We start from the raw sequence: 14,767 nt of genomic DNA on the forward strand, positions 1-14,767 counted from the left end.
ACCTTAGTCCCGCGGGCGGCCGGAAATCCTTGACCCAAATCAAACGGCGCGGCGCTGCGCCCCCCAGGGCGATCAACGCTCGGAAGCGGCGAGCTTCAGGGCCAGTCCGGCAAAGATGGCCCCGGCCACGCGATTGATCACGATCTGCGCGCGGCGCGAGCGCGCGAGCCAGCTCCCGATCGCGCCCGCCGCGAGGGCGATCGAGCCGAACACGATCAGCGTGGCCACGATGAAACCCGCTCCGAGGCTGATGAGCTGGAGCGCGAGCGCCCCTCGCTTCGGATCCGCGAACTGCGGGAGGAAGGCCAGGAAGAAGATCGAGACCTTGGGATTCGTCACGTTCATGACGATGCCGCGGCGGTAGAGCCGCCAGCCCGCGACCGCGGCTTCGACCTCGGCCCGAATCGGCGAGGCTGACGCGCGAAACGCCTGCCAGGCGAGATACAACAGGTAACCCGCACCCACCAGCTTGAGCGCGGTGAACGCCACGGCGGACGTCTGGAAGATGGCGGCCACCCCGACCACCACCGCGCCGGTGTGCACGACGAGCCCGGTGCAGAGCCCGAGCGTGATCAGCAGACCGGCCCTGCGTCCGCGCAACGCCGACTGCGTCAGCACAAAGATGTTGTCCGGGCCCGGCGCGAGCGCCAGCACAACGCTGGCGGCGAAGAAGGTGAGATAGGACTCGATCGGGATCGACATGCGCGTGAACTCCGCTCCCGTCCATCTTAACTCCGAAGGATCCCCGCGTGTGCCAGTGCCGGCGGTCCGATCCCCGTGTCAGTGGCTCGTGCCCGAGGACCGGGTGATCTTGTTCCAGACGTTGTATTTGCCCACGGGTTTTCGCATCGGCAGGCGCTTGACTTCCTCGAGCGTGGCCGCGTCGTACACCACGAGCGCGCCGTCCTCTTCCCACACGCTGGCGAGGGCATAGCGCCCGTCTCGGGTGAACTCGACATGCGCCACGGTCCTGCCCGGGGCGGGCCGCAGGGTCTTCACCACCTGCAGCGTGCGCTTGTCGATCACTTGCAGCGCATCGCGGTTCGGGCTGTTGAAGGAATCGGTCCAGGCGTAAGGCGTGTTCTCGTGGCTGCGCAGGAAAAAGCCCGGTCCGAGCGTCTCGATTTGCCTGACGGTCTTCCAGGTCTTCATGTCGATCACGCTGATCACGCCGGCCTTGAGGTTGGGCGTTGCCATGACCCAGCGCCCGTCCAGCTCCCAGGAGATTCCCGACCCCAGGTGCGGCAGCCCCGGCAGCTCGACCTCCGCGATCTTGCGGCGCACGTCGAGGTTGACCACCTGGCCCTTGCCGCCGTCGCGCGCCGCGCCGATGACATACGCGTAGCTCGGATCGAAGAAGAAATCGTCGAGGATCTCTTCCAGTACTGCACGGCGCGCAGTGAACTGGCCGGGCGCCGCCAGCCCTTCGTTCATGCGGTAGTCGTGCACCAGGCCCTCGTACACCGGCTCTGCTTCGGGGTCGTAGGACATTTCCCAGATCTCGGGAATGTCCTTGAGCGCCAGGATGAAACTCTTCCGGGGCTTGGCGTCGTACACCGCGCCCACACGCGAAGGGCGGCCGTCCCTGTCCTGAACCGGGATGACGCGGACGACGGACAGATCGGCCGCTTCGAGGATCACGAGCGTGCGAGGCAGGTAGTTGCCCACGGCCACGTATCGGCCGTCGCCGGAGACCGCTGCATTGCGTGTGTTGATCCCGGCGCGTACCTCCGCGACCATCGCCAGGCTCCAAAGGTCGTACTTCGAGATCCAGCCGTCGCGCGAGACGAAATAGACGTAGCGTCCATCCGGAGAAAACTTCGGCCCTCCGTGCAGGGCATAGCGCGTGGGGAATCGGGCGAGCGGTTCCAGCCGGTCGCCATCCAGGATCGTCGCGTGATGGTCGCCGGCCTCGACCACAACGAACAGGTTCAGCGGATCGGCATCGTAGACGGGCTGCGCGGGCAGGCTTCCGGCGGCGCGGTGAATGACGCGTGAGGCTTCGATCTGGGCCCGGTCCCAGATCGGCATCCGCGCAAGCGGCGTAAAGATGTACTCGACAAGCGACTGGATCTGCGCGGCCGAGAGTTCTGTTTCGAAGCCGGGCATTTGCGTGGCGTGCCGTCCTTTCGCGACGAGCTGTTCGGCCGCCGCTCGCTTGAGCCGTTCGAGGTTCTCGGGCAGCAGAGCCGGCCCTGTCGCTCCGAGACGGTCCGCGCCGTGGCACGCGGCGCAGTGTTCCCTGTACAGCGCCTGCGCCTCCTGCGCCATGGCTGTGCCGGCAAGGGCCAGAAGAGCGAAACAAGAAGGCAAGAGCAACACGAGCACAAGACAGCGGCGCCCAGGGACGCCTTGATGATTCCTCTTTTCGTTCCTCGCAATGCTTCGGAGACATCCCCCCGGGTTTTTCTTTCGGATCCTGTTTTTCTTCGTGTCTTCGTGCTTCGTTCTGGTCATTGTGATCCCTCGGGGGCCGTGCGGCGCGCGCGCGAGTAGGGCGTGAGGACGAGGCGCGGAGAGGCATCGGCGATGCCCAGTTCTTCGTCGGTCAGGTAGCAAGCCGGATCCTCCGCCCACGGATCGCCGGTGAGCTGCCAGGCACGGGTGCGCGTGTTGCCGTTGCACACGTCGAGAAAGCGGCATTGCGCGCAGCGGCCTCGAACCGGGCGCGGACGCTGCCTGAGCCCGCGCATCAGGGGATCGGAAACGTCGTTCCACAGTTCGGAGAAAGGACGTTCGCGCACGTTGCCGATGGTGTATTCCCACCACATCGTGTCGGGATGGACATTGCCGAGGTTGTCGATGTTGGCGATGCCGATCCCGGAACTGTTGCCACCCCATTCGCCGAGCTTCGCGCGCAGGTGGGCCACGCGTCCCGGGTGATGTTTCACGGCCCATCGCAGCAACCAGATCGCGTCGGCGTCGTTGTTGCCGGTGACGAACTCGGTCGGCAGGCCGCGCCGCAGATGGTCGCAGGCGGTGCGCAGGAGCAGGTCGATCGCCCAGCGGGTGGTCAGATGCAGCGCGTCGCGCGCGCGGTTCACGTTGCCGCGCCCGGCGTAGTTGAGGTGCGACATATAGAATTTGAAGACGCGCTCGCGCTCGATCAGTTCGAGCAGGTGCGGCAGGTCCTGGGCGTTGTCCTGGGTGAGCGTGAAGCGCACCCCCACCTTCAGCCCCGCGTCGCGCACCAGGCGGATCCCTCGGAGTGCCGCGTCGTAGCCGCCCGGCATGCGGCGGAAGCGGTCGTGAGTGTCGCGCATGCCGTCCAGGCTCACGCCCACGTAGTCGAATCCGGCGGCGGCGATGTCTCCAGCGTTGTGCTCGTTGATCAGCGTGCCGTTGGTGGACAGCCCGACGTAGAAGCCCATGTCTTTCGCGCGCCGCGCGATGGAGAAGATGTCCGGGTGCAGCAGGGGCTCGCCGCCGGAGAGGATCAGCACCGGCGCGCCGGAGCGCTTCAGGTCATCCATCACCGCGAAGATCTCCGGCGTGGCGAGCTCTCCCGGGAAGTCGTGGTCGGCCGAGATCGAGTAACAGTGCCGGCAGGCGAGATTGCAGCGCCGCAGCAGGTTCCAGATGACGACCGGCCCACTCGGCCGCGCTCCCGTGCCCAACGGCGTCGGATTTTCGATTTCCCTCAAATACTGCGTCAGTCGGAACATCCGCTCATGTCTCCTTGGATTCCCGCGGGAAAGCGCTCACCGCGCTTTATCCTCAAGTGAGCCGCAGGCCGGTCTTCTTGAGAATCCGGCTGCTGTAGAGCACTTCGTACCCGCGGCTGGCACTGCCGAGCAGCTCGGCGATCCGCCGCACCTTCTCCTCGACTTGCGCCCGATCGTGCCCGTGCACCATCGCGAAAAGGTTGTACGGCCAAAGCGGAGGCTGGCGCCGTCGCAGGTAGCAGTGGCTGACCAGCCCGCTCAGCGCAAGACGCTCGCCGAGATCGTCCACCACGGCATCGTCCACGTCCCACACCGACATGCCGTTGGCGACATAGCCGATGGCGTAGTGATTGGGAATCGCGCCGATGCGCCGGATCACGCCGAGCCGGAGCATGCGCTTCATGCGCTCCATCACTTCCTCCGCGCTGATTCCGATCAGCTCGGCGACATCGTGGTAGGGGCGCGGGGTGAGGGGAAGACCGGACTGCGTCGCACGCACGATCGCCCTGTCCAAGGCATCAAGCTGGATGTCCGGGGCCATGGTCGGGTTCTCCGGCTAGAGCGGCAGGTCGAGCGCGACGAAGTATTCGCGCAGCTTGTGGAACTCGAACACGGGATGGCCGCAGTCGCGCTCGATCTCGAACAGCACGCGGGTAACGGTCGCCGGGTTCCCGGCCGCGACGACGAACCACATGTTCAGCGCGTGCTCGCGCCGATAATTGTGCGCGACCTCCGGATAGGCGTTGACGATCCGGGCCACCCGTTCGTAATCGTCTTCCGGAACCTGGATCGCCGCGAGGGTGTAGGCGCCTCCCAGGCGCTCGGCCTGGTAGAGGGGGCCGAACCGCGTCAGGGCGCCCTCGACGAGAAGGCGTTTGAGGCGCGCGATCAGCGTGTCCTGCGAAATGCCCAGTTCGCGCGCGACTTCGAGATAGGGTTGCTCGCAGATCGGAAAGCCTTGCTGAAGCCGATTCACGATCGCGCGATCCAGGGTATCGAGCGCTGGCTCAGGCATCGGCGAGGACTTCGAGCGGCGCGTAGCGCGCGGCGGTCTGCTTGAAACTGCGCCGGCTGAAGAGTACTTGGCAGGGGAAGGACTCGAGGCCGGCGGCCCTGCGCAGCCCGGCCAGGCGCTCGCGCACCTGCGCTTCCTCGCGCCCGTGCAGCATGCAGTACAGGTTGTAGTTCCAGCGCTCGGCGCGCGCGCGCCGGTAGCACAGGCTGACCCGCGGGTCGGCAGCCAGCCGCAGTCCGAAGCCGCGAGCCGCCGCGTCCGGCACATCCCACACCACCATCGCGTTGGCTCTGAAGCCCAGCGGCCGATGTCTCACGATCACGCCGAATCGACGGATCAGCCCCTGCACCTGCCAGCGCTGCAGCGTCTCCAGGACCCGCTTTTCAGACAGCCCGCAGCAGTCGGCCAGCGCGGCATAGGGACGCGGGACGAGCAGCAGCCCTTCTTCCACTGCGGCCACCAGGCATTGTTCACCGCGATCCAGCGCGACGCGCGCGGCCAGGGCCGGCGCGGCGCCTCCCTGGGTGTGCCCGTCGCGCAGGTCGAAACCCAGATCGATGCGATACTCCTCGAGCAATGGCAGCGACAACAGCGGTCCACATTGCGCCTGCCGCTCGATCGCTGCGAGGGTGCGTGCCAGCCTCCCGGAATCCGCAGCGGTGACCACGAACCAGAGGTTGAACGCGTGATCCCGTTCGTAATTGTGGTTCACCTCGGGGAAGCGGTTGACGGCCTGCGCCACGCGCTCCAGCGCCTCCGGAGGCACCGCAGCCGCCACGAGCGTGCTGGCGCCGATCGTGTTCGGGGCGAACACCGCGCCGATCCGGCCGACCACACCGGCCAGCTCCAGCCGGGCGAGCTTGGCGAGCACCCAATGCTCGCTCTGCCCGAGCCGCTGCGCGATCTCCAGGTACGGGCGCTCGCACAGCGGGAAGCCGCGCTGGAAGTCGTTGAGCAGCCGGAACCCTGCCGCGTCCATTTCAGAACCCGATGCGCGCCGCGCGCGCCGTGAAGAAAATGCCGCTCGGTTTGTCGGCCGGGACTTCGGCAACGCGTTGCAGGCTTGCCGTGTCGTAGACCACGACGCGGTCGTCGTCGCGCGCCGAGATCCACACCGCCTCGCCGCGCGGGGTGAACTCCATGTGCAGCACCGCCCGCCCCGGTTCGAGCGTGCGCGCCACGCAGCCGCACTCGGTGTCGATGACTTGCACGCGCCCGTTATCGGGGAAGGCGAAGCTCACCCACACCTGGCGCGCATCGGGCCGCGCCACCACGAACACGGGCTGGCCGGCCACGGCGATGCGCCCGGTCTCCTGCCAGCTTTCGGTGTCGACAACGAGGACTTCGTGGCGCCCGATCGCCGGCACGAAGGCACGGCAGCCGGCGACTGCCCAACCGCGCAGATGCGGCATCTTGTAGACCGGGAGTTTCTCTTCGCCCTGGCGATAGCCCTGCAGGATCCGCCGCACGCCGCGCTCGGGATGCCACAAATCCAGCAGCGCCAGACCGTCTTCGCCGTACAGGCCCGCGACGTACCAGCGGCCGTCGGGCGTCACCAGTCCGTCGTAGGGCTGCAGGCCGGCCGCGAACTTCTGCACGCCGGGCCGGCGCGGATTCGAGGCGTCCACCAGCCAGATCTCCCCGGCGTCGAACAGGCTGAAGACAAACCGGCCGCCGGGCGCATCGGCCAGTCCGACCACCTTCGAGCGCTGCTGCGCATCACCGAACTCGGCGGGAATGTCGGCCAGCAGCTCCAGCGTGTCCGCGGAGAACAGCTTCACGCCTCCGGGCGCGTAGTTCTGCGCGGCGACCACGCGGCCGTCCTGTGAGATGGCCCCGCCGATGCTGTTGCCGGCCTGCAGGATGCGTGCGTCGATGCGCGCGCCGAGCAGATCGACTTTGGTGAGCCCGCCGTCGCGCCCGAACACGAAGGCGTAGCGCCCGTCGCGCGAATACACCGCCGAGGCGTGCGACAGATCCCCCAGACCCTCGACGCGTGCGATGGCGGTGCGCGCGCTGGTATCGAGCACCCGGACGCTGCCCGCGGCTCGCTCGATCACGATCCCCAGATCGCCCGTGCCTCGCAACTGCGCCTGCGCGGCGGGCGCAACCAGCGAAGCGGCGAGCGCAAACCCCGAGACGGAAAGGCGAAGCACGAAGGCACGAAGGCACGAAGGCAGTTCGGGTGACAAGAAAGCCCTCATCCGTCTGCACCGCTGGCCAAACGCCGCTGCCGCAGCACAACTGCGGAAAAGTCTCTCGGTAATCTTCACGCCTATTCCGGCTCCTGGTTTTGCACTTCTTCGTGCCTTCGTGTTCTCGTGCTTCGCTCTTGTGTTTCTTCTGAATCCAGGCCGCGCATCAGCGCCTCGGTCAGCCACCGCGCTTCGCGCTCGCTGAGGAAAGTCCGCCAGCCCGGCATCGCCGTGCCCGGGCGGCCATCGAGGATGATCCGCGTGAGATTTTCCGGCGGCTTGCCGCGCAGGCTCGATGGATCGAGCGCCGGCCCGAGCCCGCCGGTCAGGCGCAAGCCGTGGCAGGCGCCACAGTCGTGGCGGATGAGATGGGCCAGTTCCTGCCTGCGCGCCAGGCTCGGTTCTGCCGGGTCGACCGCGCAGGCTGCCTGCGCCGCAAGCGCCAGCGAGGCGGCGAGGGCGAGTCCGGAACCGCTGTGAATCGTTTGCCGCACGAACAGTTTGAAAATGGCCACCAGAGAACTTTGCCTGCACCGAGCAGCGGATGTTTTGAGGCAGGTCAAATCGGCTCGTGTGCAGCAAAAAAACGGGGGCAGAGCCCCCGCGAAACTGGAGTGCACCAAATACAGGTCAGATCAATGATGTGCCGCTGTCTCTTCGTGCCTGCCGGTGCTATTGCGCCATGATCCACTGCACCAGCAGCTTGACTTCGGAATCGCTCAGCTTGCCCTTGTGCGGCGGCATCGGGATCGCGCCCCACACTCCGCTGCCGCCGTCGATCACCTTCTTTTCCAGCGCCGCCTGCGCGTCCTTGTTGCCTTTGTATTTCTTCGCCACGTCCTTGTAGGAAGGGCCGACCAGCTTCTTGTCCATTGCGTGGCAGGCCATGCAGCCCTTGGCGTCGGCGAGCTTTCCGGCGTCGTTGGCCGACGCCTGTCCGGCCAGGAAGAAGACGATCGCCGCGGCGACCGCGATCAGGATGTCGATCGGACCGAGCTTCATGTTTCCGCTCCTCAGTAGATGTCGTGCTGAGTGTTGTAGACGTTGAAGTGTCCAGTCGGAGTGATCAGCCTCGGGTCCTTGATGACCGCCTTGAGCTTGCGGGTCTTGTCGTCCACCACGACGATCGCCGATTCCTGGTTCTTGGCGCTCCATACCGAGAACCATACTTCGTCCCCGTCCTTGTTGTACTCGGGCTGCACCACGCGCTTGGCGCCTTCGCCGACGCCCGCCCACTCCGCGATCGGCAGGATCTGCGGCTTCTTCGACAGGTCGCGGATGTCGAACACCGCCACCGACTGGGAAATCTTGGGATCGGGATTGAGTGGCGTGTCCACCCACAGGTTGGTCGATTTCGGATGGGTCTTGATGAACAGATTGCCGCCGCCTTGGCCCTCGAGCATCTGCACCACCTTCCACGCGTACTGCTTGTGCTTGATCGGATCGGTGCCGATCAACGCGACCTTCTCGCTGCCCAGATGGCCGGTTGCCCAGACCGGGCCGAACTTCGGATGCACGAAATTCGCGCCCCGTCCGGGGTGCGGGATCTTGTCCACGTCCACCAGCGCGGTGAGCTTGCCGCGCAAGGCATCGACCACCGCGATCTTGTGCGACTGGTTGGCCGCGACCAGGAAGTAGCGCTTGGTGGCGTCCCAGCCGCCGTCGTGCAGGAAGCGGGCGGCACCGATCTCGGTGGTCTTGAGGTTGCGGATGTCCCGGTAGTCGACCAGAAGAATCTTGCCGGTTTCCTTTACGTTCACCACGAACTCGGGCTTGTGGTGGTTGGCCACGATGGAGGCTACGCGCGGTTCGGGGTGGTACTCCTGCGTGTCAACCGTCATGCCGCGGGTGCCGACGATCTTCTTTGGTTCGAGCGTGTCGCCGTCCATGATCACGTACTGCGGCGGCCAGTAGGACCCGGCGATGGCGTACCTGTCCTCGTAGCCCTTGGCCTTGGAAGTGTCCACCGAGCGCGCTTCGAGCCCTATGCGGATCTCGGCCACGTTGTCGGGTGTTTCCATCCACAGGTCGATCAGGTTCACCTTGGCGTCGCGGCCGATGACATAGAGATAGCGTCCCGAGGCCGAGAGCCGCGAGATGTGGACCGCATAACCGGTCTTGACGATGTTGACGATCTTCTTGCTGTGGCCGTCGATGATGGCCACTTCTCCGGTGTCGCGCAGCGTCACCGAGAAGAGGTTATCCACGTCGAGCCGGTTCATCTTGCGCTTGGGCCGCTTCTCGGGTGGGACGACGACCTTCCAGGTCGCCTTCATTTCCTTCATGCCCCATTCCGGCGGGGTGGGCGGGGTCTGCTGGATGTAGCGCGCCATCAGGTCCACTTCTTTCTCGGTCAGCTCTCCGGAAGTCCCCCAGTTCGGCATGCCCGCGGGGGAGCCGTAGTTGATGAAGACCTTCAGGTACTCGGTGCCGCGTTCGAGCGTGATGTCCGGTGTGAGCGGCTTGCCGGTCGCGCCCTTGCGCAGCACGCCGTGACAGCCGGCGCAGCGCTCGAAATAGATCTGGCGCGCGCGCTCGAACTCGGCTGCGGTCATCGGCGGCGCCTTCGGATTGATGTCCTGGTGCATCGGTTCCTCCGCGAGCGGCGAGGCGCCGGCCTGGTACTTCAGCTCCTCCTCGCTCACGCCCGGCTTCTCGCCGTGCTTTTCCTTTTCCTCGTCGGCGCCGACTCTCCCCGCTGCCAGCCACAGGACCAGTAACGCCGTGCTGCACGCAGTCAGGATGCGGGCGGATTGCATTTCGACCTCCGTTTGCCGGGTTTCAGAATTTGCCGTGCCGTTGCGCGATACATTGTCGCGATGAAAACGTGGTCATCCTTGATTCAAATCAAGCCGAGGGGTGCTGCCGCGCGGTTACAGTGCGATCAACGAGGCACCGGCGGTGGACCAGCGGATGACCATTCACGACGGAGGATTGCCCGACCCCGGGAAGGCGGACGCGGTGTCATCGCCTTCGCCTTTTCCGACCGCTTCGCTCGGCTTTGCGAGCCGCGGGCGTCGTTCGTCCGGCTGCGTGCTGCTGGTCGGTGCCGGCCCCGGCGACCCGGAGCTGCTGACCCTGAAGGCGCTGCGCGCCATCCGGCGGGCCGACGTCGTTCTCTACGATCATCTCGTGGCGAAAGAGATCGTGGCGTTGGCGCGTGCCGATGCGCAGCTCATCTACGTCGGCAAGGAGTCCGGCCGCCACACCCTTCCGCAGCCGCGCATCAACGAGTTGCTGGTGCAGTTCGCGTCCGCCGGAAAATGCGTCGTGCGGCTCAAGGGGGGCGATCCGTTCATCTTCGGCCGTGGCGGCGAGGAGCTCGAGCAACTGGCAGCGCTGGGCATCGACTTCCAGGTGGTACCCGGTGTGACCTCGGCCTGCGGCGTGTCCTGTTACGCGGGGATCCCGTTGACGCACCGCGACCATGCACAGTCGGTCGTTTTCGTCACCGGCCACCTGCAGGACGGCAGCGTCAACCTCGACTGGCTGGCGCTGGCGCGCCCGCGCCAGACCGTGGTGATCTACATGGGGCTCGCCGGCCTGGAGGCGATCTGCGCGCAGCTTGCGGCCCACGGGCTTCCCGGCTCGACCCCTGCCGCAGCGATCGAACGCGGCACCACCGCGCATCAGCGCGTGGTGTCGGGCGATCTGCGCACGTTGCCGCGGCGGGTCGCGGCAGCGGAATTGCGCCCGCCGGTGCTGATCGTCGTGGGCGAAGTCGTGAAGTTGCGCGAGCAGCTCGCGTGGTACGGCGACAGCGGGCAACCGGTGCCCGAGTCGTCCCCGGAAGATCGGCTGACGCGGGTGGCCTAGAATCCGGCCTGCGGTCGTTCGCGCCGGATCGACTCCGCCGAGGAGGACCATGCGCGCGATTCCGGTTGCGCGCGGATCGCCGCATAATGACAGACGGACCGCGCGGGCTCGAAGCGTTGGAAGCAGCATGCTGACCGTTCCGATCAAGACTCAGGCTTTCCTGAACAATCTTCCGCTGTTCCGGGAGCTGGGCGCGGAAGAGATCGATCGCATCGCGTCTGGGACGCGCGAAGTGCGCGTCAAGCGCGGCGACGTGCTGTTTCAGAAGGGTGACCCCTGCCGCGGTTTCCACATCGTTGTCTACGGCCAGGTCAAACTTCTCTTCGTCACGCCGCAGGGCGACGAGAAGGTGATCGAGATCATGGGTCCCGGGCAGAGCTTCGGTGAGGCGGTGATGTTCCTCGAAAAGCCCTACGTCGTGACCGGTCAGGCGCTGACCGACTCGATGCTGCTGCACGTGGCCAAGGAAGTGGTGTTCGAGGAGATCGAGCGCGACCCGAAGTTCGCGCGGCGGGTGATCGCGGGGCTGAGCCGCCGGCTGCATCAGCTGGTGAGCGACGTAGAGGCCTACTCCCTGCGCTCGGCCGCGCAGCGCGTGATCGGCTATCTGCTGCGCCCCGATCACGAGCACGGCGATTCTGAACGATCGCTGGCGGTGACATTGCCTGCGAGCAAGTCGGTCATCGCTTCGCGGCTCAACATCACCCCAGAACATTTCTCGCGCGTACTGCACGAGCTGACCGAGGCGCGCCTCATAGTGGTGGATGGCCGCACGGTGCGCATTCTCGACGTCGACCGGCTGCGCGCCTACGACGGCTAGCCGCGCCGTTCACGCGCTGACTGGCGCGCGGCAATCTGCCGCTCGTGTTGAGCCGGGCGCCAGCCCCCGCTATCCTCCGCTTTTCGCTGCCGGTGCGGCTGCGCGCGGACGGGAATTTTTCCCGGTTGCAGGGACCGGGCGCAAACTTTGGTGGCGTGTGCGCTTCTAATGGAATCGATACCTGCGATATCCGGTCGAGCCCTGAACTGACAAAGGAGGAGAGAATCGATGACGATCGTCACTGCCAAGCGCCCGTGGAGTCCTGGCGCGTTACTCGCTCTTGCGTGTCTGGCGTGTATGCCCGCGCTCGCCGCGGACGGCGGCAGGGGAATGGCTTACGTCAGTAACCAGAATGGTGATGTGACCGTCATCGATCTGGACACGCTGGAAACGGTTACGGAATTCAAGGTCGGTGCGGAGGGACCGCGCGGGATCGGAGTCACCGCGGACGGCAAGTTGCTGGTCACCGCCAACGGAGAAGCCGGCGATATCTCGGTCATCGACCGGGCGAGCGGCAGGCTCCTCAAGCGCATCCCGATCGGCAAGAACCCGGAGTTCGTCCGCATTCGCGGCAATTATGCGTTCGTCTCCTTCGAACCGGCGGCCGTCGGCGGCCCGCCGCCCAAGCCCGGCTCGGAAGAGGCAAGGGCGCTGGCCGAAGCGCGCGAAGAAGAAGATGCCGAGCCCGCCAAGATTGCCGTGGTGGACCTGAAGAAAGGCAAGGTGATTCGCGCGATCACGGGCGGGATGGAAACCGAGGGCATCGAGTTCTCCGCCGACGGCAAGCTGATCATCGTCACCAACGAGGCCGACGAGAATCTCTCGGTGCACGAGATCGCCACCGGCAGGCTGGTGAAGAAGATCAGCACCAAGGAATACGGCAACCGGCCGCGCGGCATCAAGATGATCCCGGACGGCAGCGGCTACGTCGCCAGCCTGGAGTTTTCCAACAAGCTGGTCGTGCTCGACAAGGATTTCGACGTCGTGAAAGTGGTGCCGACCGGCGAGGTGCCCTACGGGCTGGCTTTCGATCGCAGCGGCGAGCGCCTGTTCGTCGCCCTGGCCAAAGGCAAGGCCCTCCAGGTGTTCGATGCGAAAACCTTCGAGCCGATCAGGAACGTTCCCACCGGCGATCGCTGCTGGCATTTCACGTTCACCCCGGACGACAGCCACATTCTGGTGGCTTGCGGGCGCTCGAACGAAGTGGTCGTGATCGACGCGAAAACCCTGGAGCCGGTCAAGCGCATCGCGGACAAGAAGATGCCGTGGGGCATTGTGACTTATCCCAAGGCGATCGGCAGCCTCGATGTGCCCTGAGCGCCAGCTTGCCGTGATTCGCAAAGAGCCTCGGCTGCGAGGCTCTTTTCGTTTTCACAGTAGCGGGACGCGAAGATCGCGGAGGAGCGCAACGCGTACAAACCTTCTGGAGGAGGAAAAATGGCGAAAAGGGCATTCATCAATCCGGCGAACGTGCGCAGGATCGGCGCGTTCTCTCATGCCGCGGCCACCCAGGGCGGCGTCACGGTTCATGTCAGCGGCCAGATCGCCCTCGACAAGGACGGCAGCCTCGTCGGCAAGGGCGATCTGCGCGCGCAGACGCAGCAGGTGTTCGAGAACATCCGCATCATCCTCGAGGAAGCCGGCGGCAGCTTCAACGACGTGGTGAAGCTCACTCACTACGTCGTCGGGCTCAAGCCGGAGAACAGGGCGCTCATCACCGAGGTGCGCAACAAGTACGTGAATCAGGCCAATCCGCCGGCCAGCACCATGATCGGAATCGACGCGCTGGTCATGGATGGGCTGCTGATCGAAGTCGAAGCGCTCGCCGTCATCGACGAAGCCCGGGCCAGGCTGGCCTGAGCGATAACGGTTTCGGACAGCAGGCGATACCGACACTCGACGCAGAGGCGTCGGGGTGTCGAATTTCTCCGGGACCGTAGATCAGAGATCGCGGGCGAGGCGCACGCCGGAGAACTGCCAGCGTGCGGCCGCGGGAAAGAAGTTGCGATAGGTCGCGCGGATGTGATCGTCGGGCGTGGCACAGGAGCCGCCGCGCAGCACGTACTGGTTCACCATGAACTTGCCGTTGTATTCGCCGATCGCCCCGGCGGGCGCCCGATATCCCGGATAGGGCGCATAGCTCGACTGCGTCCACTCCCACGCGTCGCCGAAGATCTGCTGCAGCCCGGGACCGGTCGCTGGGCGTGGATGCAACGCCTCGGCGCCGGCGAGGTTGCCGGTCACCGGGAGCGAACCGGCGGCGTGCTCCCACTCGGCTTCGGTGGGCAGGCGTGCGCCGGCCCAGCGGGCGCAGGCATCGGCTTCGAAATACGAGACATGAGCCACGGGCAGGTCCGGATCGAGTGGGCGCACGCCGTTCAGCGTGAACTCGGTCCAAGCCGCGCCTTCGCGCATCCAGTACATCGGGTGCTCCACGGCATTGGCCTGCACCCAATCCCAGCCTTCGGACAGCCATAGCAGCGGATTGCCGTAACCGCCGTCTTCGACGAACCTCAAGTACTCGCCGTTCGTCACCAGACGCGAGGCGAGCCGGTAAGGATGCAGATACTGCTTGTGGCGCGGCAGCTCGTTGTCGAAGCAGAAACCGTTGCCGTCGTGGCCGATTTCGACGACTCCGCCTTCGAACTCCAGCCACTCCAAGGGCGCAGCGCGCGCCGGCGAGGCGCTCGTGCGCCGGAGGTAGGCGGGCTTCAGCGGATTCATCGAGAGTAGATGCTTCACGTCCGTGAGAATCAGTTCCTGGTGCTGCTGCTCGTGATTCAGGCCGAGCGTGGTCAGCAGGCGCAACTCACGGTCCTCGCCCCGCGCCGCGAGCAACGCCGCCATGCGCGCGTCGACGTCCGCGCGATAGGCGTGCACTTCGTGGAGCGCCGGGCGGGTCAGCAATCCGCGCTGAGGGCGCGGATGTTTTTCGCCCACGCCGTTGTAGTAGGAGTTGAACAGTACCCGGAAGGCCGGATTGAACGGCCGGAACGGACGCTCGTACTTCTCGAGGATGAACGTCTCGAAAAACCACGTCGTGTGCGCGAGATGCCACTTGACCGGGCTCGCGTCGGGCATCGACTGCACGCAGCAATCCTCCTCGGACAGCGGCTCGGCGAGCGCGAGCGTTCGGGCCCGCACCGCGGCGAAGTCCGCATCCGCTCCGGCGCGCGCCCGCTTCGGCGGCGGATTCCGCGACCGGTCGCGGGCTGGATCGGGTCTGCCTGGATCGTTCATGTCGCTGTCCGTTTTG

15 protein-coding genes are annotated in these 14,767 nt (G+C 65.9%); 4 read left to right on the forward strand and 11 right to left on the reverse strand.

Going from position 1 to position 14,767, the window contains the following annotated elements; genetic code table 11:
- Positions 1 to 72 precede the first annotated feature (72 nt).
- The 10 genes from VNM24_05185 to VNM24_05230 all read right to left on the reverse strand — a co-directional run bounded on the left by VNM24_05185 (position 73) and on the right by VNM24_05230 (position 9,463).
- On the reverse strand, positions 73 to 702 hold the full coding sequence (locus VNM24_05185) for a LysE family translocator (protein ID HWQ37996.1): 630 nt from the start codon (positions 700 to 702) through the stop codon (positions 73 to 75).
- Between the two features lie 78 nt (positions 703 to 780).
- Positions 781 to 2,271: a cytochrome D1 domain-containing protein gene (locus VNM24_05190; GenBank protein HWQ37997.1), complete on the reverse strand. Its 1,491-nt coding sequence runs from the start codon at positions 2,269 to 2,271 to the stop codon at positions 781 to 783.
- A gap of 182 nt (positions 2,272 to 2,453) precedes the next feature.
- Complete coding sequence (nirJ, locus tag VNM24_05195; protein ID HWQ37998.1) at positions 2,454 to 3,665, reverse strand: heme d1 biosynthesis radical SAM protein NirJ; 1,212 nt, start codon at positions 3,663 to 3,665, stop codon at positions 2,454 to 2,456.
- Between the two features lie 52 nt (positions 3,666 to 3,717).
- Positions 3,718 to 4,194, reverse strand: a complete 477-nt coding sequence (locus VNM24_05200) for an AsnC family transcriptional regulator (GenBank protein ID HWQ37999.1) — start codon at positions 4,192 to 4,194, stop codon at positions 3,718 to 3,720.
- Between the two features lie 27 nt (positions 4,195 to 4,221).
- Positions 4,222 to 4,680, reverse strand: a complete 459-nt coding sequence (locus VNM24_05205; GenBank protein ID HWQ38000.1) for an Lrp/AsnC family transcriptional regulator — start codon at positions 4,678 to 4,680, stop codon at positions 4,222 to 4,224.
- On the reverse strand, positions 4,673 to 5,659 hold the full coding sequence (locus VNM24_05210; GenBank protein HWQ38001.1) for an Lrp/AsnC family transcriptional regulator: 987 nt from the start codon (positions 5,657 to 5,659) through the stop codon (positions 4,673 to 4,675). Before VNM24_05210 ends, VNM24_05205 begins: the two co-directional genes overlap by 8 nt.
- Position 5,660: 1 nt before the next feature.
- Positions 5,661 to 6,794 (reverse strand): cytochrome D1 domain-containing protein, encoded by a 1,134-nt coding sequence (locus tag VNM24_05215; protein HWQ38002.1) that lies wholly within the window; start codon positions 6,792 to 6,794, stop codon positions 5,661 to 5,663.
- A 161-nt stretch (positions 6,795 to 6,955) separates the two neighbouring features.
- The gene (locus VNM24_05220) at positions 6,956 to 7,390 is read right to left on the reverse strand and encodes a cytochrome c (protein HWQ38003.1); all 435 of its coding nucleotides are present in this window, start codon (positions 7,388 to 7,390) and stop codon (positions 6,956 to 6,958) included.
- A gap of 157 nt (positions 7,391 to 7,547) precedes the next feature.
- Positions 7,548 to 7,877 (reverse strand): c-type cytochrome, encoded by a 330-nt coding sequence (locus VNM24_05225; protein ID HWQ38004.1) that lies wholly within the window; start codon positions 7,875 to 7,877, stop codon positions 7,548 to 7,550.
- A gap of 11 nt (positions 7,878 to 7,888) precedes the next feature.
- Positions 7,889 to 9,463 carry a cytochrome D1 domain-containing protein gene (locus VNM24_05230; GenBank protein ID HWQ38005.1) on the reverse strand — a complete coding sequence of 525 codons (1,575 nt, stop codon included), beginning with the start codon at positions 9,461 to 9,463 and terminating at the stop codon, positions 7,889 to 7,891.
- A gap of 313 nt (positions 9,464 to 9,776) precedes the next feature.
- Here VNM24_05230 and cobA point away from each other — a divergent pair, with 313 nt between their 5' ends.
- The 4 genes from cobA (at position 9,777) to VNM24_05250 (ending at position 13,371) form a co-directional block, all read left to right on the forward strand.
- Positions 9,777 to 10,691: a uroporphyrinogen-III C-methyltransferase gene (gene cobA, locus VNM24_05235; protein HWQ38006.1), complete on the forward strand. Its 915-nt coding sequence runs from the start codon at positions 9,777 to 9,779 to the stop codon at positions 10,689 to 10,691.
- 127 nt (positions 10,692 to 10,818) lie between these two features.
- On the forward strand, positions 10,819 to 11,511 hold the full coding sequence (locus tag VNM24_05240; protein ID HWQ38007.1) for a Crp/Fnr family transcriptional regulator: 693 nt from the start codon (positions 10,819 to 10,821) through the stop codon (positions 11,509 to 11,511).
- 228 nt (positions 11,512 to 11,739) lie between these two features.
- Positions 11,740 to 12,828: a cytochrome D1 domain-containing protein gene (locus VNM24_05245; protein ID HWQ38008.1), complete on the forward strand. Its 1,089-nt coding sequence runs from the start codon at positions 11,740 to 11,742 to the stop codon at positions 12,826 to 12,828.
- Positions 12,829 to 12,948: 120 nt separating this feature from the next.
- Positions 12,949 to 13,371, forward strand: coding sequence for a RidA family protein (locus VNM24_05250; protein HWQ38009.1), 423 nt, complete (start codon positions 12,949 to 12,951; stop codon positions 13,369 to 13,371).
- An 81-nt stretch (positions 13,372 to 13,452) separates the two neighbouring features.
- Here VNM24_05250 and egtB read toward each other — a convergent pair whose 3' ends face one another.
- Positions 13,453 to 14,751 (reverse strand): ergothioneine biosynthesis protein EgtB, encoded by a 1,299-nt coding sequence (egtB, locus tag VNM24_05255; GenBank protein ID HWQ38010.1) that lies wholly within the window; start codon positions 14,749 to 14,751, stop codon positions 13,453 to 13,455.
- Positions 14,752 to 14,767: the final 16 nt, after the last annotated feature.

This window comes from Burkholderiales bacterium, from assembly GCA_035560005.1.
Taxonomy (GTDB): Bacteria; Pseudomonadota; Gammaproteobacteria; order Burkholderiales; family Eutrophovitaceae; genus DASRFY01.

Bases quoted from the DNA above. Each gene is read 5' to 3' on its own strand.
- VNM24_05240 (HWQ38007.1), top strand. From the start codon at position 10,819: ATGCTGACCGTTCCGATCAAGACTCAGGCTTTCCTGAACAATCTTCCG.
- VNM24_05190 (HWQ37997.1), bottom strand. From the start codon at position 2,271: ATGGCGCAGGAGGCGCAGGCGCTGTACAGGGAACACTGCGCCGCGTGC.
- VNM24_05205 (HWQ38000.1), bottom strand. From the start codon at position 4,680: ATGCCTGAGCCAGCGCTCGATACCCTGGATCGCGCGATCGTGAATCGG.
- VNM24_05245 (HWQ38008.1), top strand. From the start codon at position 11,740: ATGACGATCGTCACTGCCAAGCGCCCGTGGAGTCCTGGCGCGTTACTC.
- VNM24_05210 (HWQ38001.1), bottom strand. From the start codon at position 5,659: ATGGACGCGGCAGGGTTCCGGCTGCTCAACGACTTCCAGCGCGGCTTC.
- egtB (HWQ38010.1), bottom strand. From the start codon at position 14,751: ATGAACGATCCAGGCAGACCCGATCCAGCCCGCGACCGGTCGCGGAAT.
- VNM24_05225 (HWQ38004.1), bottom strand. From the start codon at position 7,877: ATGAAGCTCGGTCCGATCGACATCCTGATCGCGGTCGCCGCGGCGATC.
- nirJ (HWQ37998.1), bottom strand. From the start codon at position 3,665: ATGTTCCGACTGACGCAGTATTTGAGGGAAATCGAAAATCCGACGCCG.
- VNM24_05250 (HWQ38009.1), top strand. From the start codon at position 12,949: ATGGCGAAAAGGGCATTCATCAATCCGGCGAACGTGCGCAGGATCGGC.
- VNM24_05185 (HWQ37996.1), bottom strand. From the start codon at position 702: ATGTCGATCCCGATCGAGTCCTATCTCACCTTCTTCGCCGCCAGCGTT.
- VNM24_05230 (HWQ38005.1), bottom strand. From the start codon at position 9,463: ATGCACCAGGACATCAATCCGAAGGCGCCGCCGATGACCGCAGCCGAG.